Source organism: Thermostichus sp. MS-CIW-40, assembly GCF_054058315.1.
Map to the genome: position 1 here is coordinate 46,873 of NZ_JBSSAC010000014.1, position 19,190 is coordinate 66,062.

Below are 19,190 nucleotides of genomic sequence, written 5' to 3' on the forward strand. Positions count from 1 at the left end.
GAGGCAAGAGAGGAACAGCCGGTTTCTTCCTTGGCGGGCGGGATCCCAGTTGAGGGCGAATTGAACGCAGGAAAATTAGAAAACTCAGTATTTGGGATGGCACACAACATGACTGCACAAACCATGACATTGGGGTATGCCCGCATGGGCAAGCGCCGCGAGCTCAAAAAAGCTTTGGAAGGCTTTTGGAGTGGTGCCCTAGGGTCAGAGGCTCTGCTGGCTACCTTTTGGGATTTGGAGACTCAAGCCTGGCAGACTCAGCTACAAGCTGGGATTGATCACATTGCGGTAGGGGATCAGACTCTCTACGACCATGTACTGGACTGGGCCACCTGGCTGGGGCTGATCCCCTCTCGGTTCCGAGATCTGTCGGGTTTAGACCGCTACTTTGCCATGGCGCGGGGGCGGGAGGGCCTGCCGGCTTTGGAAATGACCAAGTGGTTTGACACCAACTACCACTACTTGGTACCCGAAATTGAGCCGGAAGCCGATCCCAGTCCTAACTTTGGGGATTTTTTGGAAAGAGTTCGGCGGGCCCAAGGGATCCTAGGGGAGCGCACCAGCCCCGTTGTCCTCAGTCCAGTGACTTTGCTCTGCCTTAGCCAGCGATCTGGGGATCTGCGGGCGGACTTGGAAAAGCTCCTTCCTCTGTACCGGGATCTCCTCCAGGAGTTAAAACAGCTGGGGATCCCAGAAGTCCAGATTCACGATCCCATTTTGGTTACCAGCCAGGGAAGTGGCCTGCGGGAAGCTGTGGAAATGAGCTACCGCCAGTTGGCAACCGCCGGGATCCCTGTCCACTTGGTCACCTACTTCGATGACCTGGGGGAGACTTACCCCTGGGTGGTGCAACTGCCGGTGGCCGGCATTAGCCTTGACTTTACCCGTGGCCACACCCTGGATCTGGTAAGAACCTATGGCTTTCCGGCTGACCGGATCCTAGGTGCTGGCGTAGTGGACGCTCGGAATGTCTGGAAGGTTCAGCCTGAGACCGTCTTGGCCAGCCTGCGGGAGCTGCAGGGGGTAGCTCCCAACCTACGGGTGCAGCCTTCCGCTTCGTTGCAATTTGTGCCCCACGACGCTGCTCTGGAAGCCCAGTTGCCGGAACCCCTCAGAAATGTCCTCAGCTTTGCCGAACAGAAGCTGGCCGAAGTAGCTCTCCTGGCGCGAGCCCTCAACGGCGAAGACACTGCTGCCCAGCAGGCGGAAATCCAGCAGCAATGGCAGAGCTTTGCGCAGTTTAGCCCCCCCAACCCCCAAGTGCGCCAGGCTTTGGCCAACCTCAAGCCCCAGGACTTCGAGCGATTCCTGCCCTACGAGCAGCGCCTAAGTCGGCAGGTTCAGCTACCACCTTTGCCCACCACCACCATTGGCTCCTTCCCCCAAACTCCAGAGGTGCGGCAGTGGCGAGCTAAGTACAAAAGAGGGGAGGTTTCGCAGGCGGAGTACGAAGCAGCCATTGACGCTGAGATTGCCAAGTGCATCCGCATTCAAGAAGAGATTGGCCTGGATGTGTTGGTGCATGGGGAATTTGAGCGCACCGACATGGTGGAGTACTTTGCCCAGAAGCTGGAAGGCTTTGCCTTCACTGAACACGGCTGGGTGCAGAGTTACGGCAGCCGCTGCGTGCGCCCTCCCATTCTCTACGGCGACGTGGTTCGCCCCCAACCCATGACAGTGCGGGAATTCCAAGTAGCCCAGTCCCACACCCAAAAGCCGGTGAAAGGCATGCTCACGGGGCCAGTGACTATGCTCAACTGGTCCTTTCCCCGTGTTGATATTCCCCGGCGGGAGCAGGCTTTGCAGATTGCCCTGGCCTTGAGAGCCGAAGTGGCAGATCTGGAAGCGGCTGGAGCGGTGATGGTGCAAGTGGATGAGCCGGCACTGCGGGAGGGGCTACCTCTGAAAAAAGAACGCTGGCCAGAATACCTCAGCTGGGCAGTGGATGCCTTTCGCCTAGCTACCGGCGGGGCCAAGCCGGAAACCCAGATTCACACCCACATGTGCTACTCAGAGTTTGGGGACATCATCGAGCACATTGAGCGGCTGGATGCCGACGTGCTTTCCATTGAAAACAGCCGCAGCAACAACAAAACCCTGCTGCAAATTGCCCAGGCTGGGTATCGTCACCAGGTGGGCAACGGCGTTTACGATGTCCACAGCCCTGCGGTGCCGAGCGTTGAGCAAATCCTGCAGCAGCTGCGCACAGGACTGGCCCACTTGCCTGTGGAGCAAACTTGGGTTAATCCCGATTGTGGCCTCAAGACCCGCCGCTGGGAGGAGGTGATCCCCGCACTGAAAAATATGGTGGCTGCCGCTCATCAGCTAGGGGAGGAGCTTCTGGAAACCCAACCTGAGGGTCTGCGCGAGTAAGGCCCACGACCCGCTGATGTAACTGGTCGGGCTGGCTTGACAAGTCGCCGCGGGCGGTGCCGCTGTTGTGCTGATGCGGCTGGCTTAGGGCCTACGGTCTGCTGATGCAACCGGCAAAGCTGCTCTCCGGGATCTCAAAAAGCTTGTGAAGAGCAAAGTAGGGATCCCGGCAGCCCTCAGCGCAGATCATACAGGCGCCCTCCCTCCATGCGCACCACCCGGTGGCCGGCCCGCTCCACCAGATAGGGGTCATGGCTGGTCATGATGACGGTCACCCCAAAGGAATTGAGCCGCTCCAAAATCTGGAGAACCAAGAGCGAGTTTTCCGGATCTAGGTTTCCTGTTGGCTCGTCCGCCAGCAGCAGCACCGGCATGTTGACAATGGCCCGGGCCAGGCTAAGGCGCTGCTGTTCCCCCCCCGAAAGCTCATGGGGAAAGTGATCTCGCTTTTCGGTCAGCCCCACCATCTTTAGGGTCGGCCCGATGCGACGGCGGATTTCTGCGGGGGACAGCCCTTGGGCGCGCAGCACGAAGGCCACATTTTCTGCCAGGGTGCGGTTGGCCAGAAGGCGATAATCTTGGAAAACCACCCCCAAGCGCCGCCGCAACATGGCCAGCGGACGCGGTGGGATGCGGTAGGGTCGCCGCCGCCCTTCAGAAGAAAAGAGACAGACTTGATCGACGATGACCGTGCCCTCGGTGGCCTGTTCCGCCCCGTAGAGTAGCCGCAGCAGGGTGGACTTGCCCGCCCCGGAGACCCCAGTTACGAACACAAACTCGCCGCGGCGCACCTCCAAGTTCACATCCTGAAAAATTAAGTTGCCGTTGGGAAAGACTTTGCTCACGCCCCGCAAGGACACCATGCTGGCCGGGGTTTCCAGGGATCCGGATTGGGTGCTGCTGTAAAAGCCCAGGGTGGCCTCTGGATTGGCCGGGGCAGGGAGATGAGGAGTCGGAGCCGTACCGGCCCAACGGTGTAAGCGAGGAGGATAGCCGATGTGCTGACCGATCATCATGGCAAGCGCCTACAGAGAGAAGAACGAGGGAGCGCCGGCAGACTAGGAGCGCAAACGAGAAGGGGGATCCCACAGCACTCGCCAGACAAAGCTGGGCAGAGCTAACATGCGTCGCCAGCGCCAGGGTTCCTGATAGAGACGATACAACCATTCCAGGTGATGGTCACGCCACCAACGGGGCGCTCGCCGTTTTTGGCCGGCCCAAATGTCCAAGCTGCCCCCCACCCCCATCCAGATGGCTTGGGGCAAAAGGGGACGCCACTTTTGGATCCACAGCTCCTGCCGCGGGGATCCCAGCCCCACCCACACCAGTTGCGGTCGAAATTCCTGGAGAGCTTGCAGAAGCTCTTTTTCTTCCTCGCTAGAGAAGTAGCCGTGGTAGCCCCAGAGGGCCAAAGCAGGACACTGGGCTTGCCAATATCGAATTGCTGCCCGGTTGACTTCCGGCCTTCCCCCCACCAGGGCCAAGCGCCACCCCCGTTCTGCCGCCAACGGGATCAGGGTTTCTGCCAGCTCGATCCCCGGCACCCGCTGGACGCGGATCCCCTGCCGCCGCAGGGCCCACACCACCCCAATGCCGTCGGGGATCACCAGCTCTGCTGCTTGCAGCACCTGGGCAAAGGCCAGATCCCGCTGCGCCTGCATGATCATTTCCGGGTTGCAGGTGACCACTTGAGCGCCCTGCCCCTCCCGGATACGCGCCTCAATCCAGGTGGCGTAGCTCTGTAGGCTGGCCTCCGGCAGAGCAATGTGTAAGTTCACGCCCAGAATCGCATGGATGGATAACGACACTACCGACCGAATGCTGGCCCCCACTGGAGCCGTTGGACACGCTTTTAAGATAGCCCGGACCTTCTCCCAGAGGGAGAGGGGAGCATGACTCTAGTCAATAATAAGCTCAACTATACTGAAAATAATGTATAATATGTTCAGTACGGATTACTACCAGTTGATCTTTCTGTTTACTTTCGAGTCTGCCAACATGGTAGCCAAAGCAAAGCAGAAAATTGGTAGTAAGACGACACGGAAACTGCGCTTTGGGTATTCTACTCAAAGCTTTGCGGGATACCGCCATTCTGGTTGGAAACAAACAGAATGCTATCGCTGCATAGTTGAACAGTGATGTTCAGCAGTGTTCAGCGTAAATGTATCAGTTCGAGGAGGCATTTCATGGCTATTTGACCACGAAAATCTCTTCCCTCAGGCATCCGCGGCGGCATCCACAGCGTATCTCCATCAGACCAGGCCAGAGGGAATTGCCCGACCCAGAGCAAGCCCCTGAAGGTTGGTTGCCATCTTTCGAGACAGGAGACTTGAGATGAAAACTTCGAAGACTCCCTTCGCTCTGCCTCAATTGGCCGCCGAATGGGATCCCAGCCCTGCAACCTCCCGCCGCAGCTTGTTGTTGGCTGGTTTGCTGGCGGGCGTAGGTGGAGCAATTGGATTGCGCACCCTGCCCGGTGCCGCCCAGTCCAACACTGCCGACATCGCCATCCTCAACGCGGCCATTGACTTGGAACAGCAGGCAATCTGGGCCTACAAAACCGCTGCCGGCAAGTTGAGCAATACTGAGGTGGGCAAGATCGTGTTGGAAGTGGCCACCAAGAACCTGAAGGATCACGAACAGCACCGGGATCTGCTGGCGGGCGCCGTGCGGCAACTGGGGGGGATCCCCTCTCGGGCCCGGGATAGCTACGACCTTTCCACCTACATCGACAACAAAGAAGGCAATCTCGACTCCGATGCCAACATTGCCAAGCTGGCCCTGGCTCTGGAGTTTGATGCAGCCTTGGCTTACAACGACGCGTTTACCCAGCTTTCCAACAAAGACCTGGTGGCTGCTGCCAGCACCATTGGCCCCAACGAAGTTGCCCATGCCACTGCAATCCGGGCCGTGTTCCACAGCCTTGATCCCAGCATTCTGGTGGTGCCTGCCCCCTTTGTCAGCGCCGAGACTCGGGAGCGCTGGATCCTGAAGGTGTAAAGCCCCTGCCGGCGATGACTTCCAGCTAAAGCCGCCAACCCCCGGCGACAGCAAGGTGTAGAACCCCCACCGGCGCTGATCTCCAAAGCCTTCCAACGTCCTCTGTAGGATCTTGGGGTTTGGAGATCTTTGGAGGTTCTTTGGAGGTCAAGGTGTTCCACACCGCTGTCGCAATCGCCTTCTTCTGAACGCCTCAGCTTTTTTTCGCTTCCTAACCTGTGTGGAGAAAGCCCTATGCCGATGACGCGGCGGTTGCTGTTGCTCAGTGGACTGGGATCCCTGCTCAATGTGGGGGCTATCTTGGCTGTGGATCGGTGGCGACAAGCCAGCTCTGTTGCGGGGCGAGATCCTGTCGAGGCAACGGCGGCAGCAGAGGTGATCATTCGCGGGTTTCAATACCTGCCCCCGGAGATCATCCTCAAGCGGGGCGGCAAGGTGACCTTCACCAACCTGGATTCCACCCCCCACACGGCTACTCCCATAGAGGGAGCGCAATTCCAAGGAACGGGACGGCTGAGGCGCAACGAGAGCAAAGCAGTGGCTTTCGAAGTGGCCGGCATCCAGGACTATTTCTGCGATATCCACCCCAGCATGGTGGGCCGCATTGTCGTCGTCGATTAGGTGAAGGCCATGCAAATGGAACCCCTGGGATCCCCTCTTCCCTTCTGGAACATTTGTCGGCGGGTGTACCTGGTTTGGGCCGTCCTTTTGGGGATTGGGTTTGCTGCCACCCAGTTTCACCAAGAGGCCAACATCAACTGGCTGTGGCTGGTGATTTCCCTGATTGGGTTGGGCTACATGGTGCGGCAGACTAGCTTGCCGGAGTTTCGAACAGCCGGACTGGCCCACCTCTACTTTGTGGGTTTGGTGTGGACGTTGGTGATCGCCCAGGGCATGATCCTCTCGGTGCTGCCCTTTGTCGGGCGTACCCCTTTGGCAGCTTTGAGCCCATACCTGGGGGTGTTTTGGCTGTGGCAAATGGGGCTGGGCCACTGGCTCAACGGCTTGGTGGATCCGCCGCGCCTCCCCTACTGGATCACCGGTGGGATCCAGATCCTGGCCGGAGTTGCCTGCCTGCTGTGGGGGCTGGAATGGCAGTTTGCGGTGGCAGGGGGAATCGGGGCCTTGGCCATGCTTCTTTTGATCCGGTTGCACTGACCCGTTCACTGATCTGACTTTGGGGTCTTATCCAGGCGCACTCGCCAAACTCCACCTCCCACGGCCACCTCATCTCCTGAGCGCAGCTTGCGTCCCCGCCGGGTTTCCACCTCGCCATTCACCCGCACTTGCCCCGCTTGGATGAGCTGCTTGGCCTGCCCACCGGTGGGAGCAACCCCCGCCAGCTTGAGGAACTGATCCAGCTTGATCACGGGATCCGTCGCCGGCTGGGGATCCCTTTGAGGAGTCTCCGCCATCACTTCACCCAAATGGTTTTGACATTTACAAATTCCAGGATCCCTTCCCGACTCAGTTCCCGTCCATACCCTGAGCGTTTGATGCCACCGAAGGGAAGGCGCGGGTCGGACTTGACCATGCCATTGATGAATACGGATCCCGCCTCCAGCTCCTCCAGCAGGCGCTCTTGTTCCTCTGGATCGGTTGTCCAGGCGCTGGCACCCAGGCCAAAGGGCGTGTTGTTGGCCAGCTCAATGGCTGCCGACACATCCGGGACGGTGAACAGCAGCGCCACCGGCCCGAACACCTCCTGGTGGGCCACCGGATGATCCGGGGGGATGTCGCTCAGGATCGTGGGCGGGTAAAAATTCCCTCCCCAGGGGGAGCCACCGATGTGAACTTTGGCCCCCGCCTGCACCAAAGCCTGCACCTGTCCATCCACCTCTTGCAGAATGCTGGCAGTAGCCAGAGGCCCCACATCGGTTTGCGGATCCAAGGGATCCCCCACCTTGAGCTGGCGAAATCGCTCCGTCATGGCAGCCGTGAAAGGTTCGGCGATAGCCCTGTGTAGGATAAATCGTTTGGCGGCAATGCAGGATTGGCCGTTGTTGATCAGACGGGCCGTGACCGCTGTGGCGACTGCTGCCTCCAGATCGGCGCTGGGCAGCACGATGAAGGGATCGCTCCCTCCCAGTTCCAACACCGTTTTTTTCAGATATTGACCGGCCAAACGGGCCAGGCTGGAGCCGGCGGCTTCGCTCCCGGTGAGGGCGGCCCCCCGCACCCGTTCATCCGCCACCACCTCTGCCACCTGGGCTGCTGTGATCAGCAGGGTTTGAAAGACCCCTGGCGGAAATCCCGCCTCCTGAAAGATCCGCTCCAGGGTCAAAGCCGATTGGGGCACGTTGGAAGCATGTTTCAGCAAGAGGGTGTTGCCCGCCATCAGGGCTGGGGCGGCACAGCGAAACACCTGCCAAAAGGGAAAGTTCCAGGGCATCACCGCCAAAATCACCCCCAGCGGCTGGTAGCGGATCCCGCTGCGGCTGGCATCGCTGGCGTTCGCGTAAGCGTTGCGTAGCAATATGGAGCGCTCGGCCAAGAATCCCTCTGCCTCCTCGGCATAGTAGCGACAAACCCAAGCGGATTTTTCCACTTCCGCAACGGCAGAGGCCAAGGTTTTGCCCATCTCCAGGCTGATTAGGCGGCCAAACTCCGCTTTGCGCTCCTCCAGGATCCCTGCCACCCGCTTCAGCCAGGCGGATCGTTGAGCAAACGGGATCCGACGATAGCTCTGAAACCGCTCGTGGGCTTGGGCGATACAGCTTTGGATCTGCCCAGCGTCGAAAACGGGGTAGCGAGCCAATTCCTCTCCGGTGGCGGGGTTGATGCTGACCAGGTGCCCCTTCGCGTAAGCGTTGCGTAGCAATATCGTTTTCCCTCAACGCCTGTTTCTCCACTCTGGCATTTGCGCTCTGCCTGGAATAGTGCTCCGCACTGCTACTGCGTTCGCGTAAGCGTTGCGTAGCAATATGGAAAGATTTGTGGAGTGGGGGACTCAGGGTTGCGGGCTGCCGGTGGTGTCTGTTCGGGATGGCGGGGCGGATCCAGGAGCAGACCAGAACTCGTAGGCTGCTTGCGACAGGCTGGCGATCAGCTCTTCAGCTCTGGGGTCGTTGGGGGTTTCTCGCTTCACCCACACCGCCGCCACATAGCGCCGCCCGTTGGGCAAATCCAGGATCCCGGCATCCCCCACCACGGAGCTCAAGGTTCCCGTTTTGTGGGCAATGCGCACCTCTTGACCCAAGTTGGGCCGGAAATAGGAGGGCCGTTGGGTGCGCCAGAGAATGTCCAGAAAACGGTCGCGGCTGCGGCGGCTGAGCATGCGCCCCTGTTCCACCTGGCTGAGCAGCCAAACCATGTCGCGCGGGCTGCTGGTGTTGGTGCCCTCCAGATCCGGTAGCCACCATGAAATTTGCGTGTGTTGTAGCCCCCACTGGCGAAACTTTTGGTTGAGAGCCTCCTGCCCACCCAGGCGATCGATGATCAGATTGGTGGCAAAGTTGTCGCTGAGGGTGATCATCAGGGTGGCCGCTTCCAAAGCAGAAACCTGGGATCCCAGCGGGCGGGTTTGCAGCACGCCTGCCCCCCCTCCCTTGAGATCTTCCCGCAGGGTGAGCCTCTCATCCAGCCGCACCTGCCCGGTTTCCACAGCCTGGAAAAAAGCCAAGAGAATGGGGATCTTAATCACACTGGCGGCAGGAAAAGCCTGATCCGGCCTAACCCCGGCAAAGGCGCCAGTTTCCACCTCCCAGAACAGAGCCCCTGCCGTCAAGCCCGGTTGGTCGGCCAAAGCGGCCAAGCGCTCCTGCAAAGCCGGGATCGCTTCTCCCCGCAGAATGTTACTCGGGAATGCCGACGGGGGAGGATCCCCAAGCTGCGTCGTGGACTGTTCTGTCCGGCCAGCGGTGGTCGATTGCAGCAGTTGCGAGAGGCCCGCCATCGTCAGGCCCAGGATGAGACTTAAGCTCAGTCCCCTGAGCAACACTTGCCCGAGAGATGGAGAACGTCTCAAGCGGCGGGGCTGGGCAGCCCGTTGGCGCAGACGAGCAATGGCTTTCTGGCGAGCAAGACGCAGCGGTTGAGGAGGGGAAACCAATAGGGATCCCCTGGGGGCAGGAAGCAGGCGACCAGATCCCGTTCGCAGCTTTGACCCCTCTGGAGGCGGGACGGCGTTCTTGGCAGGTTGTGGAGGGCGGCGGGGATCCCGCGACTTCTCTGGCAAAGGCCTACGGCCCGCTAGCGCGGATGGATCGGTGCCTTTCCTCTCCCTTGCTCTGGTCATAAGAACGATTGCCTTAACACCATACTTCTGACAGACACTGCTGGCAGTTTCACCGACTCCACTCCGGTGAGCTTGGCTTAATTAAACCCACATTAAACCCACAAATTGGCCAACCTGCCCTGACCTAGATTGCAAAACGCCCATCAAACCGTCCTCGCGACACGAAGCCTAGCAACAACCCCGCCAAAGGCAGGATGAGTCCCTGTTGCCAGAGCATCCACTCGGAGTCGTTTTAAAAACTTAGGTTGATCCGTGACCCCCCTTTCCCTCTGGAAGAGGGGCTGGGAATAGTCGCGGAAGCGGCGCGGAGCGCTTTTGCCAAGTCCAGGAAAACCGTCAGATCTGTTCTCTCTGAGGGGGCTCACACCCATGGGGAGCCAGCTCCCGGCTAGCGCTTGCAGAGCCGATACACGGGCAAAGTGAAATGAAAGCTGCTGCCTTTGCCCAAGGAAGACTCCACCCAAATCTGGCCGTAGTGAGCGCGCACGATCCGTCGGCAGAGGGAAAGGCCGATGCCATAGCCCTCCTGCTGTTGATCCCGGGACAGACGGACAGAATCGGAGAAGATGCTCTCTTGGTCGGCTTCCGGGATCCCAGGGCCAGTATCGCTGACGGTCACCTGCACCTTTTGGCTGGTGCGATGGAGGACATCGAGGCGGATGGATCCCTCGGCAGGGGTGTACTTGATGGCGTTGTCCAGCAGGTTGAACAGAACTTGGCGGATCTTGTCGGGATCCACGTGAACAGAGGGCAGATCCACGGGAATATCCGCTTGAAACTGCAGCCGCTTGCCTTGAATGCGCGGCCACAGCTCCTCGATCACCGACTGACACAGAGTGGGCAACTGGGTTTCTACGGCTCGAATTCTCAGCTCCGAGGCAGCGCCGCGGGCCGACTCCAGGATATCGGTGATCATGCTGTCCATCTTGCGCAGTTGCTGGCGGGCGTGATCGAACAACTGCCGCTCCAGGGCTTTGTCCAGGGATCCCTCGCGCCCCTGCTGCAGGGTTTCGACCGCCAGAGCCGTGGCCGTCAGGGGACTGCGCAAGTCATGCACCAGCATGGCCAGAACGCGATCTTTGAAGTCCAACTGCTCCCGCAATTGGGCCCGCTCCTGCCGCAGCAAAAACACCTCTTCCGACATTTGCAACAGCGCCTCGGTGGTCGGAGGGGAGGCGGGATCCCGTCCTGCTCCTTCTTGATGGGCGGCCAAAGCCGCTTGGCCTTGCCAACGAGGCCACCACACTTCCAACTGCGTCGCCAAGTCTGCGCCCGCCAAAACTTGAGCGGGCAAGGGCTCAGCCTTGACCAGAGCCGGGGTCACCACCAGCTTGTAATGCTCCGCCAGGTAGGGGTGCTCCTCCAGCGGCACCACTTCCAGTTGAGCAGGGTATTGGCCGGGCAACCCCTGGATGTGCTGGCGCAGATGCTCCTCAAGCTCGGCAACAACAGCTCGACTCTTGGCGAACAGCAGCAGGCGAATGACAGAACGAGCGGAGGTGAGGTCTGGCGAAGTTTGCATAGGCCAAAATCCAAAAGCCAAAGGTTGGCGTTTCAGCAGCCGGGATTGCCGTGCGCTCGTTCGCGGAAGCGGACCGTAGGTCTAACCGTAGGAGCCATTGCTGCTTGTTCCTTCCTAACACTAACCTTGGGAAAAGCTTAAAAAGGGACATGGAGTGTAACAAGAAAGACCCCTCAGCGTGTATCTTTCCCGGCCGAGGAACAGCCGCAGGAGAGTATGGCCAGAACCCGCCCACGGAACTTAACAGAACTTAGTGAAACAGGTAGGCCAGCCCCACCAGCAGGGCCACCAACCCCACCGCTGTCAGGGTGAAGTGAAGCAGGGAAGTCTTGCCTTTGCGCACCATGTTGCGCATGGCCAGGCGGGTGTAACTCAGCTGGGGGGGGGATCCCGCCCCAACCGAAGGAGAATCTGCAGAAGAAGGCTGCGCCATCAGGATAACCAGAGCGATAATTTACCCTACCTTCAGGCTAGCTTAATCTGCTCCTCCGGATAGAGGTGTTTCCCAAGCTTCGACCTTCCCGCTGAAGAAGGGCCATAGCTGTCGCGCGGGGATCTTCCGGTGCCAAAATAACGACAGCATCCCCCTCTTTTGCCCCCCATGTTGCAAGTTCAGCATCTTTCCTACCATCCGGCAGGCGTTTCCCAGCCCATTCTCAACGATCTTTCCTTTGAGTTGGGCCTGAACCAGTTGGGGCTGATCGTGGGCAAAAGTGGGGCGGGCAAGAGCACCCTGCTGGAGATTTTGGCTGGCTTGGCGCGGCCCACCCAAGGACGGATTACCTGGGGAGGGGCAGAACTTTCCCCCAACCGCTTGCGCAGCATGGCGGGGTTGGTGTTTCAGTTTCCAGAGCGCCACTTTTGCGGCTTGACGGTGCTGGAGGAAATGCGCTTTGGTTATCCAGAGCTACAGAGAAAAGAGATCGAAAACGCCCTCAGACAGGTGGGATTGGAAGGGATCCCTCTACATACCTCCCCAAACCGCCTCAGCGGCGGGCAACAGCGGCGCTTGGCCCTGGCCGTCCAGTTGATCCGTGGCCCGTTTTTGCTGTTGCTGGATGAGCCGACGGCAGGATTGGATTGGTCGGTGCGACGGCAGTTGATCGAGCTGTTGGCTCGGCTAAAGTCCACCTGGACGGTGTTGGTGGTTTCCCACGACCCGGAGGAGCTGTCCTCCATTGCCGATGTGCGGTGGACATTGCAGGCGGGATCCCTGAAGCTGTTGCCGACGGAGGCTTTGCTTCACAGGTAGCGGCGGGGATCGACCGGTTGGCCGTTGACGCGCACTTCAAAGTGAACATGGGGCCCGGTGGAGAGGCCGGTGGAGCCGGAAGCAGCAACAACTTGCCCCCGCTGTACCTGCTGGCCTACCCCAACGGCAACGCGGCTGTTGTGGGCGTACAGGGTGGTGATGCCGCCGCCGTGATTCACAATCACCGTATAGCCGTAGCCGCCGTACCAACCGGCGTAGATGACGGTGCCCCGGTCGGAGGCTCTCACCGCAGTGCCGGTGGGCACACCAAAATCGATCCCCGCATGAAAGCGGCGACTGCGGTAGAGGGGGTGAACCCGCCAGCCAAAGCCGCTGGTGATCGGCCCGCGCACCGGAGCAATGAATCGGCCTGTCCCTTGAACGGGATCCCTGCCCCCCTGCTGTTGGGCCTGCTGGGCGATCAGTTGCTGGATGAGGAGAGTCAACTGTTGGGAATCGGCTTCCAGCCGCCGTTGGGCTGCTTCATAGGCCGCGCGTTCGTTGGCCAAGCGGCTCAACAGCTGCTCTTGGGCGACCGCCTGCTGCTGCAGTTGGTTCTTCTGGGCGGCCAGCTCCTGCAAAATCAAAGAGATCTCGTTGCGCTGCATCTCCAGGGCAATGCGCTGTTGATCCACCTCTTTGGCCATTGCTTGCAGCTCTTGGATCAACTGCCGATCCGCCTCGATCAACAGTTGCAGTTGGTGGCGGCGGTCAAAAAACTCGTTTAAGTCACGGCTGGTGAGCAGCAAAGCCCACCAATGTTCAGCCCCCTGCCGCTGCATGTAGCGCAAACGGGCCGCCGTGCCCTGTTGCTGCCGTCTCAGGCGGTCTTCCAGCTCCTGTAGCTCCTTTTGAGCTTGCTCCAGGGCTTTCTGGGCTTGTTCCAGACGATACTGATTGTCGCGAAGGCTGGATTCGGTCTGTCGAATGTTTTGCTGCAGGGATCCCATGCGGCGGCGGGCCTCTTCTTCTGCCTGGCGCAGTTCTCCCAGGCGGCGCTGAGTGCTCTGGATTTGTTGCTGGATCTGCTGCTGCCGCTGTTGCAATTGGTTGACATTCTGCGCCTGAGACGGGGCAACCCCCCCCAGTCCCCCCAACAGCAAGAGGGTGAGCAATCCAAGCATCACCCACACTTTCAGTCTGCGTGCCCCACGACTCAGACTCGTCACTCCTCACACCCTCTGCAACCGACCCATCGACCCTAAGGATACAAAGATCCCCACGGATCTGATCGAGCCTGAGCTGGCTATTGCCGGTTATGGCTGCTTGACAAGAAATAGAAAGAAGCGACAGGACATAAGAAAAAGACCCTGGCGACACAGCGGCGTCACTCTCAGGAGCAGTGAAACTATTCGTTTCTTTGTTTTGACTTTCCTCTCCCAGGGAAAGAAGGGTTAGGGGCGAGGGGCAACCGGGAACTGTCTCAAACCTGTTTGAAATAACCACACCGCTGTTAGGCTCGTACTAACCTTTGGATCTCATGGGTCTGATGGTGGGCAGCCCAACCCACCGGCGAGCGACAGCGACCTCAACATCTGGCAAAGATGAGAAACCGATGAGAGGGTATTTCCCCACAGATGGTATTCGAGGATTTTGAGTGCGGTTTCGGGAAAGGGTCACAGCACCCCTGGCTACTCCATCTGTGGCAGCAGCCGCTGATTGCCGTGATCCGCCTCTGGGCCAGCCCAGCCCAAGCTCTCGAGGGATCCATGCTGGCCATCCGGGCCGGGATCCGCCACATTGAAATCACCACGCAAGTTCCCCAATATCTGGAGCTGATTGCCCAACTGCGGCAAGACCACCCGCAGTGTTGGATAGGGGTGGGCACTGTTCTCGATCGGCAGGTGGCGGAGCAGGCTTGGCAGGCAGGAGCCCAGTTTTGCGTTTGCCCCTTAACCGATGAGCAAGTTATCCGCTGGGGTCGGGAGGTGGGGCTGCCCATCGTGCCCGGTGCCCTCACCCCCGGCGAGATCTGGAGGGCGTGGCAGGCGGGGGCAACGGCAGTGAAGGTGTTTCCGGTGGAGAGCATGGGGGGATCCCGCTACCTGCGCCATCTACAATCGGTGCTGGGATCCCTGCCGTTGATCCCCACCGGGGGAGTCACCTTGGCCAAGGCAGCGGAATACCTGCAAGCAGGGGCCTGGGCGGTCGGCGTTGCCGGAGATCTGTTCCCGCCAGAGGATTTGCATTCGGGCTGCCATGAGCTGGAGAATCGACTGCGACAGGTGCTGCAGCAGCTTGCGGAGCAGAGAAGCAAAACCTGGCCCAATCCGGGCAAACCAGTAGAATAAGGGGCGTGGTGTGAGTGAGGCCCGCATGGATGGATCTCTAGATCTCTATCTGCAATTCAACATCCCCAGCCCGGTTGAAGAAGCCACTTGGCGTCATTGGTTCGAGATCTGGCTGAAAGAGCTGGGAGTCCAGGAGCCATGCGAGCTCAGCCTTTGCCTCACTTCCGATGAACACATCCGCCAGCTCAACCGCGAGTTTCGCCATCTCGACGAGCCCACCGATGTGTTGGCCTTTGCCGCGCAGGAGATGTTTGCCCCCTTTGAGATCCAAGACGTAACGGGGGTACGCCTGCTGGGGGATATTGTGATTTCGGTGCCCACCGCCCGCGCACAAGCCAAGGCGCAGGGGCATCGTCTTTCGCAAGAGTTGGCCTGGTTGGCCAGCCACGGGTTGCTCCATCTGCTGGGGTGGGATCACCCGGATGAACTGTCCCTACAGCGCATGTTGCAGCAACAGCGACAGTTGCTTGCCGCCATCCAACTGGATGGGGAGGTGGCCCATGGCCAACAGCCCTAGTCGGTTGCCGGAGCGTTCTCGCCTGGCGGTGTTCCGGCGGCGCGTCCATTCCAGAGACCCAGCGCAGCCATCTGAGGCGGATCGGGCAGCCAGTGCCGAGCCTTTGGGAAGGGATCCCTGGCGACGCCCCCCCTCTTGGCAAGTGGCTGACAACCTGGGCAAAAGTTTTTACTACGCGGGCAAGGGCTTGGTCTATGCCATCTGCACTCAGCGCAACTTCCGCATTCACATGGTGATGGCGGTGATGGCCTTTGGCCTTGGGCTGGGCCTGCGGCTGAGCGCTGTGGAAATGGCCCTGATCAGCCTGACCAGCGGCTTGGTGATGGCGCTGGAGCTGGTGAATACCGCTCTGGAAGCGGTGGTGGATCTCACCCTGGGCAGCAAGTATCACCTCTTGGCCGAGATCGCCAAAGATTGCGCGGCAGCAGCCGTGTTGATGGCGGCAGCGGCATCCTTGATGGTGGCGGCTTGGCTATTTCTTCCGCCTTTGGTGTTGCTGCTGCAAGATGGCTTCCCGGCAGCAGGGTAGCTCCCCGATTGGACAGGAAGTTTCCTATCCAGATGGCTGGGAGTGGATCACCACCCGTCCTCCCTGCCGGTCCAGGTTGAGCAGTTTGGCCTCCGCTTCAATATCCAACTGCGCCCAAGCGCTGACCATCGCGGATCCCACCCGTTCCCGATTCTCGGGAGCACAGAGGGCCAGAAGAGTGGGGCCGGCTCCGCTGATCACCACCCCATAGGCTCCGGCAGCCATGGCTGCAGCTTGAACCGTTTTGAACCCGGTGATCAGCTCCATACGCGCCGGCTGGTGCAGCCGATCCTGCAGAGCCACCTTCAGCCAGTCCACCCGCCCCGACTGCAAGCTGCGAATGAGCAGGCCCAGATGGCTGCTGGAAAAAACCGCATCCGCCAAGCTGACGGATTTGGGCAGGATCTCGCGGGCCGCTTGGGTGGAAAGCTTAAAGTTGGGCACTACGGCCAGGATGCCAATGCTCTCATGCCACTCCACGGGACAAAACACCCATTGCCCCTGCTGTCCCTGCACACAAAGCTGACAACTGCCCTGCAGGGCGGGCACCACATTGTCTGGGTGGCCCTCCAAGGCAATAGCCAGTTGTAGAAGGGTTTCGGGAGCTAAGTTGAGTGCTCCAATGGCATTGGCCCCCAGTAAGCCGCCGACAATGGCGGTGGCAGAACTGCCCAACCCCCGCGCCAGGGGCACGTTGAGGGTAATTTCGATTTCTACCCCCGGCACAGGCTTACTCAGCAACTCAAAGGCGCGGCAAAAAGCCCGGTACACCAGGTTGTCCTTGCTTTGGCTGATGTGGTCGCTGCCACGGTAGTGGATGCTGAGGCCGGAAGGGATCTCGCGAAAATGGAAGTGATTGTAGAGCTCTAGGGCTGCACCGATGCAGTCGAACCCTGGCCCCAAGTTGGCGGTGGTGGCCGGGACGATGACCTCTACGCGTTCTTTGACCAAGGGGACAACTCCTCAGTGAACGGTGGGTAACTCAATGTCTGCGGGCTCCCATTATCCTACGAACGATGGCCAGACCTTGGATATTCTCGCCACCTCTGCTCGGTCTGCAGCTCGCCGAGGCAAACGCGCTGATCCAGCGGAGCTTTTGGACTATCCCGAAAGGTTTCTGACCATGATTGGTTCTTGTGACTTATTTGTGACTTATTGAGTATCGGGAATGTTGGGCCTGTTTCAACTCCAGCCTTTGCCATTGGCTGAACCCATCAGGGATCCTGAAAGAAGTGCGGGAGGGATCGGGGGTGCAGGGGCTGTCTTGGTTGGTGTTGGGTTTGAGCTATGTCGGGTTGGGACTGGGATCCCTGCCTAGGTTGCGTATGAACCGGGCCACCATCGCCCTGGTGGGATCCGCCCTGTTGATTGGCTTGGGGACCTTGTCGCTACGGCAGGCTTGGGAAGCCATTGACCCGACCACGATTGTGTTTCTCCTGAGCATGATGGTGGTAAATGCCAGCTTGTCCTATGGGGGGGCTTTTCAGTTGGCTTTGCTGGGCTTGATTCGGGTGAGCCGCAGCCCCTTTGGTCTGTTGATCATGCTGGTGTTCGGCAGCGGGCTGCTCTCGGCTTTCCTGCTCAACGACACGCTGGCGCTGGTGTTTACTCCCCTGACTTTGCAGGTCACAACGGTGCTGGGGTTAAACCCGATTCCCTATCTGCTGGGCTTGGCGGCAGCCACCAACCTGGGATCCGTCGCCACCCTGAGCGGCAACCCGCAGAATATCCTGATCGGCTCCTTCTCTGGGATCGGCTACCTGGAGTTTGCTGCCCAGATGACCCCCATTGCCGTGGTGGGGCTGCTGCTGGAAGTGGGGTTGCTGTGGTTGTACTACCCTGAGGTGCGCTCGTTGAAACCCTTTGCCCAGGTGCCTTGGCTACCGCTGCGGCTCTATCCGCCCCTGTTGCGCAAGAGCGTGGTGATTACGGGGGGGCTGTTTGTGGCCTTTGTAGCCGGACTTCCCTTGGCAGAATCGGCCTTGGTGGCGGCGGCCCTGTTGTTGATTACCCGTAGGCTGAAGCCAGAGCGATTTTTGGAGCAGGTGGACTGGAATCTGCTGGTGATGTTTTCCGGGCTATTTATCCTGACGCGGGCAACGGGAGAGCTGGTCGCTGTTTGGGGGATGGGCTTGGGATCCTTGGCAGAGAGTCTGGCGGGATCCCCTCTTACCCTGCTGAGTAGTGTGGCCGTTTTGTCCAACCTCATCTCCAATGTGCCGGCGGTGCTGTTGCTGCAATCGTTCCTGCCCCGACAGGAGACCACCGCTTGGCTGTTGCTGGCTGCTGGCTCCACTTTGGCAGGCAATTTGACACTATTTGGGGCGGTGGCCAATTTGATCACAGTCGAGGCAGCGGCCAAAAAAGGCTACGTGCTCTCGTTTGGAGAACATCTGCGCTTTGGCCTGCCCCTCACTCTCCTAACCCTGGGGTTCAGTGGGTTGTGGCTGTGCCAGCCCTTTCTGTCTTCCCCATCGCTCAGATGACCTCTGTCGAGGGATCCAGTGGGGCTGTGACTGGCTTGTCGGGATCCCTGTGTATGATGGGAAAAAGAGTTTAAGAAACGTAACGTGTCTTCTCCGCTATCGCAGGCAGTTATTTTGATCACAGGGGCAACAGGGGGTATCGGCAGCGTCCTGGTGCCCATGCTGGCTCAGGCCGGATCCCATCTGGTGTTGGCCGCTCGGCGAGAAGAGCCCCTGCGAGCTCTGGTGGAGAAATCAGCCTCTTTGGGGGCTGCCTCTGGATTGGGGATCCCCACTGATGTGACGGACTATGCCCAGGTAGAGGCCCTGGTCAACCAAACGGTGCAAAAGCATGGGCGCATTGACGTGCTGATTAACCTGGCCGGGGCCGGGATCCTGAAGCCTGCTCCCCAGCTAACCCCCGCAGACCTGGAGCGAATGCTGGCGGTCAACCTGAAGGGCAGCTTCTACACCAGCCAACTGGCTGCCAACCCCATGCGGGAGCAAAAATCCGGCCACATCCTCAATTTTCCCGGCGTCCTTGGACGTTATCCCATGGCGATGGCCTCTGCTTACTGTGCGGCCAAGTTTGGGGTGGTCGGGTTTAGCAAGTGCATGGCCGATGAGCTGAAGCGCTTTGGGGTCAGATTTACGCTGTTTTACTTCGGGGGCATCGACTCACCCTTCTGGGATCCCATCAGCCTGAAGGTGCAACGAGACAAGATGCTCAGCCCTGCCACGGCTGCGGAAGCCATCTGCTTTGCCCTTACAGCGCCCGCTGGTGCTGTACCGAGCGAGATAGTGTTGCAGCCGGAAAGCCACCAATTCCTTTGACCAAGTGTTTTGCCGTCCTTTTGCTGGGGTTGAGGCGGCAGCAGCTTGTCTTTTGGTGAAACAAGCGCTCGAGTTTCTGATACATTTACGCTGAACACTGCTGAACATCACTGTTCAACTATGCAGCGATAGCATTCTGTTTGTTTCCATTCGCGTTAGCGGGACGGAGT

19 protein-coding genes and 1 pseudogene are annotated in these 19,190 nt (G+C 59.5%); 11 read left to right on the plus strand and 9 right to left on the minus strand.

Annotation, left to right across the window (positions count from 1 at the left end; translation table 11 throughout):
* Positions 1-108 precede the first annotated feature (108 nt).
* Positions 109-2,373, plus strand: coding sequence for a 5-methyltetrahydropteroyltriglutamate--homocysteine S-methyltransferase (gene metE, locus ACVWXF_RS06435; RefSeq protein ID WP_457473954.1), 2,265 nt, complete (start codon positions 109-111; stop codon positions 2,371-2,373).
* A gap of 176 nt (positions 2,374-2,549) precedes the next feature.
* Here the strand turns inward: metE and ACVWXF_RS06440 are convergent, their stop codons facing one another.
* Both ACVWXF_RS06440 and ACVWXF_RS06445 read right to left on the minus strand, forming a co-directional pair.
* Positions 2,550-3,236, minus strand: coding sequence for a cell division ATP-binding protein FtsE (locus ACVWXF_RS06440; protein ID WP_011433482.1), 687 nt, complete (start codon positions 3,234-3,236; stop codon positions 2,550-2,552).
* 195 nt (positions 3,237-3,431) lie between these two features.
* Positions 3,432-4,181, minus strand: a complete 750-nt coding sequence (locus ACVWXF_RS06445) for a WecB/TagA/CpsF family glycosyltransferase (RefSeq protein WP_457473955.1) — start codon at positions 4,179-4,181, stop codon at positions 3,432-3,434.
* Between the two features lie 136 nt (positions 4,182-4,317).
* On the opposite strand from ACVWXF_RS06445, the pseudogene ACVWXF_RS06450 reads away from it, so the two are divergent.
* From ACVWXF_RS06450 to ACVWXF_RS06465, 4 genes and pseudogenes are all read left to right on the plus strand, one after another.
* Positions 4,318-4,501, plus strand: a pseudogene (locus ACVWXF_RS06450) (hypothetical protein); the annotation flags it as partial.
* A 206-nt stretch (positions 4,502-4,707) separates the two neighbouring features.
* Positions 4,708-5,373: a DUF4439 domain-containing protein gene (locus tag ACVWXF_RS06455; RefSeq protein ID WP_457473956.1), complete on the plus strand. Its 666-nt coding sequence runs from the start codon at positions 4,708-4,710 to the stop codon at positions 5,371-5,373.
* A 234-nt stretch (positions 5,374-5,607) separates the two neighbouring features.
* Positions 5,608-5,994: a plastocyanin/azurin family copper-binding protein gene (locus tag ACVWXF_RS06460; RefSeq protein ID WP_457473957.1), complete on the plus strand. Its 387-nt coding sequence runs from the start codon at positions 5,608-5,610 to the stop codon at positions 5,992-5,994.
* Positions 5,995-6,003: 9 nt separating this feature from the next.
* Positions 6,004-6,531: a hypothetical protein gene (locus tag ACVWXF_RS06465; protein WP_414399642.1), complete on the plus strand. Its 528-nt coding sequence runs from the start codon at positions 6,004-6,006 to the stop codon at positions 6,529-6,531.
* 5 nt (positions 6,532-6,536) lie between these two features.
* Here the strand turns inward: ACVWXF_RS06465 and ACVWXF_RS06470 are convergent, their stop codons facing one another.
* The 5 genes from ACVWXF_RS06470 to ACVWXF_RS06490 form a co-directional block, all read right to left on the minus strand.
* Positions 6,537-6,788, minus strand: coding sequence for an RNA-binding S4 domain-containing protein (locus tag ACVWXF_RS06470; RefSeq protein WP_049749586.1), 252 nt, complete (start codon positions 6,786-6,788; stop codon positions 6,537-6,539).
* Positions 6,788-8,194, minus strand: a complete 1,407-nt coding sequence (locus ACVWXF_RS06475; protein WP_457473958.1) for an NAD-dependent succinate-semialdehyde dehydrogenase — start codon at positions 8,192-8,194, stop codon at positions 6,788-6,790. Before ACVWXF_RS06475 ends, ACVWXF_RS06470 begins: the two co-directional genes overlap by 1 nt.
* Before the next feature lie 129 nt (positions 8,195-8,323).
* Positions 8,324-9,424: a serine hydrolase gene (locus ACVWXF_RS06480; RefSeq protein WP_457473959.1), complete on the minus strand. Its 1,101-nt coding sequence runs from the start codon at positions 9,422-9,424 to the stop codon at positions 8,324-8,326.
* A 574-nt stretch (positions 9,425-9,998) separates the two neighbouring features.
* On the minus strand, positions 9,999-11,132 hold the full coding sequence (locus ACVWXF_RS06485; protein WP_457473960.1) for a histidine kinase: 1,134 nt from the start codon (positions 11,130-11,132) through the stop codon (positions 9,999-10,001).
* Positions 11,133-11,382: 250 nt separating this feature from the next.
* A complete protein-coding gene (locus ACVWXF_RS06490; RefSeq protein WP_414352125.1) occupies positions 11,383-11,565 on the minus strand; it encodes a DUF3285 domain-containing protein in 183 nt (60 codons plus the stop codon).
* 168 nt (positions 11,566-11,733) lie between these two features.
* Between ACVWXF_RS06490 and ACVWXF_RS06495 the strand changes: the two genes are divergently transcribed.
* On the plus strand, positions 11,734-12,384 hold the full coding sequence (locus ACVWXF_RS06495) for an ABC transporter ATP-binding protein (protein WP_011433492.1): 651 nt from the start codon (positions 11,734-11,736) through the stop codon (positions 12,382-12,384).
* Here ACVWXF_RS06495 and ACVWXF_RS06500 read toward each other — a convergent pair.
* Positions 12,375-13,508, minus strand: coding sequence for a murein hydrolase activator EnvC family protein (locus tag ACVWXF_RS06500; RefSeq protein WP_457473961.1), 1,134 nt, complete (start codon positions 13,506-13,508; stop codon positions 12,375-12,377). The genes ACVWXF_RS06495 and ACVWXF_RS06500 overlap by 10 nt on opposite strands.
* A 453-nt stretch (positions 13,509-13,961) precedes the next feature.
* Between ACVWXF_RS06500 and eda the strand changes: the two genes are divergently transcribed.
* From eda to ACVWXF_RS06515, 3 genes are read left to right on the plus strand one after another with little or no spacing between them, the layout of a single operon-like run.
* Entirely contained in the window at positions 13,962-14,675 is a 714-nt protein-coding gene (eda, locus tag ACVWXF_RS06505; protein ID WP_457473962.1) for a bifunctional 4-hydroxy-2-oxoglutarate aldolase/2-dehydro-3-deoxy-phosphogluconate aldolase, read from the plus strand.
* Positions 14,676-14,700: 25 nt separating this feature from the next.
* Positions 14,701-15,192 (plus strand): rRNA maturation RNase YbeY, encoded by a 492-nt coding sequence (gene ybeY / locus ACVWXF_RS06510; protein WP_414417519.1) that lies wholly within the window; start codon positions 14,701-14,703, stop codon positions 15,190-15,192.
* Entirely contained in the window at positions 15,176-15,721 is a 546-nt protein-coding gene (locus ACVWXF_RS06515) for a diacylglycerol kinase family protein (RefSeq protein WP_457473963.1), read from the plus strand. Before ybeY ends, ACVWXF_RS06515 begins: the two co-directional genes overlap by 17 nt.
* Before the next feature lie 24 nt (positions 15,722-15,745).
* Here the strand turns inward: ACVWXF_RS06515 and thrB are convergent, their stop codons facing one another.
* Positions 15,746-16,672, minus strand: coding sequence for a homoserine kinase (gene thrB, locus ACVWXF_RS06520; protein ID WP_414329601.1), 927 nt, complete (start codon positions 16,670-16,672; stop codon positions 15,746-15,748).
* A gap of 281 nt (positions 16,673-16,953) precedes the next feature.
* On the opposite strand from thrB, the gene ACVWXF_RS06525 reads away from it, so the two are divergent.
* Positions 16,954-18,207, plus strand: a complete 1,254-nt coding sequence (locus tag ACVWXF_RS06525; protein WP_457473964.1) for an anion transporter — start codon at positions 16,954-16,956, stop codon at positions 18,205-18,207.
* Between the two features lie 84 nt (positions 18,208-18,291).
* Positions 18,292-19,020: an SDR family oxidoreductase gene (locus tag ACVWXF_RS06530; RefSeq protein WP_011433499.1), complete on the plus strand. Its 729-nt coding sequence runs from the start codon at positions 18,292-18,294 to the stop codon at positions 19,018-19,020.
* Positions 19,021-19,190: the final 170 nt, after the last annotated feature.

Bases quoted from the DNA above. Each gene is read 5' to 3' on its own strand.
- ACVWXF_RS06485 (WP_457473960.1), bottom strand. From the start codon at position 11,132: ATGCAAACTTCGCCAGACCTCACCTCCGCTCGTTCTGTCATTCGCCTG.
- ACVWXF_RS06470 (WP_049749586.1), bottom strand. From the start codon at position 6,788: ATGGCGGAGACTCCTCAAAGGGATCCCCAGCCGGCGACGGATCCCGTG.
- ACVWXF_RS06460 (WP_457473957.1), top strand. From the start codon at position 5,608: ATGCCGATGACGCGGCGGTTGCTGTTGCTCAGTGGACTGGGATCCCTG.
- ACVWXF_RS06455 (WP_457473956.1), top strand. From the start codon at position 4,708: ATGAAAACTTCGAAGACTCCCTTCGCTCTGCCTCAATTGGCCGCCGAA.
- ACVWXF_RS06490 (WP_414352125.1), bottom strand. From the start codon at position 11,565: ATGGCGCAGCCTTCTTCTGCAGATTCTCCTTCGGTTGGGGCGGGATCC.
- ACVWXF_RS06495 (WP_011433492.1), top strand. From the start codon at position 11,734: ATGTTGCAAGTTCAGCATCTTTCCTACCATCCGGCAGGCGTTTCCCAG.
- ACVWXF_RS06515 (WP_457473963.1), top strand. From the start codon at position 15,176: ATGGCCAACAGCCCTAGTCGGTTGCCGGAGCGTTCTCGCCTGGCGGTG.
- ACVWXF_RS06440 (WP_011433482.1), bottom strand. From the start codon at position 3,236: ATGGTGTCCTTGCGGGGCGTGAGCAAAGTCTTTCCCAACGGCAACTTA.
- ybeY (WP_414417519.1), top strand. From the start codon at position 14,701: ATGGATGGATCTCTAGATCTCTATCTGCAATTCAACATCCCCAGCCCG.
- eda (WP_457473962.1), top strand. From the start codon at position 13,962: ATGGTATTCGAGGATTTTGAGTGCGGTTTCGGGAAAGGGTCACAGCAC.
- ACVWXF_RS06465 (WP_414399642.1), top strand. From the start codon at position 6,004: ATGCAAATGGAACCCCTGGGATCCCCTCTTCCCTTCTGGAACATTTGT.
- ACVWXF_RS06500 (WP_457473961.1), bottom strand. From the start codon at position 13,508: ATGCTTGGATTGCTCACCCTCTTGCTGTTGGGGGGACTGGGGGGGGTT.
- metE (WP_457473954.1), top strand. From the start codon at position 109: ATGACTGCACAAACCATGACATTGGGGTATGCCCGCATGGGCAAGCGC.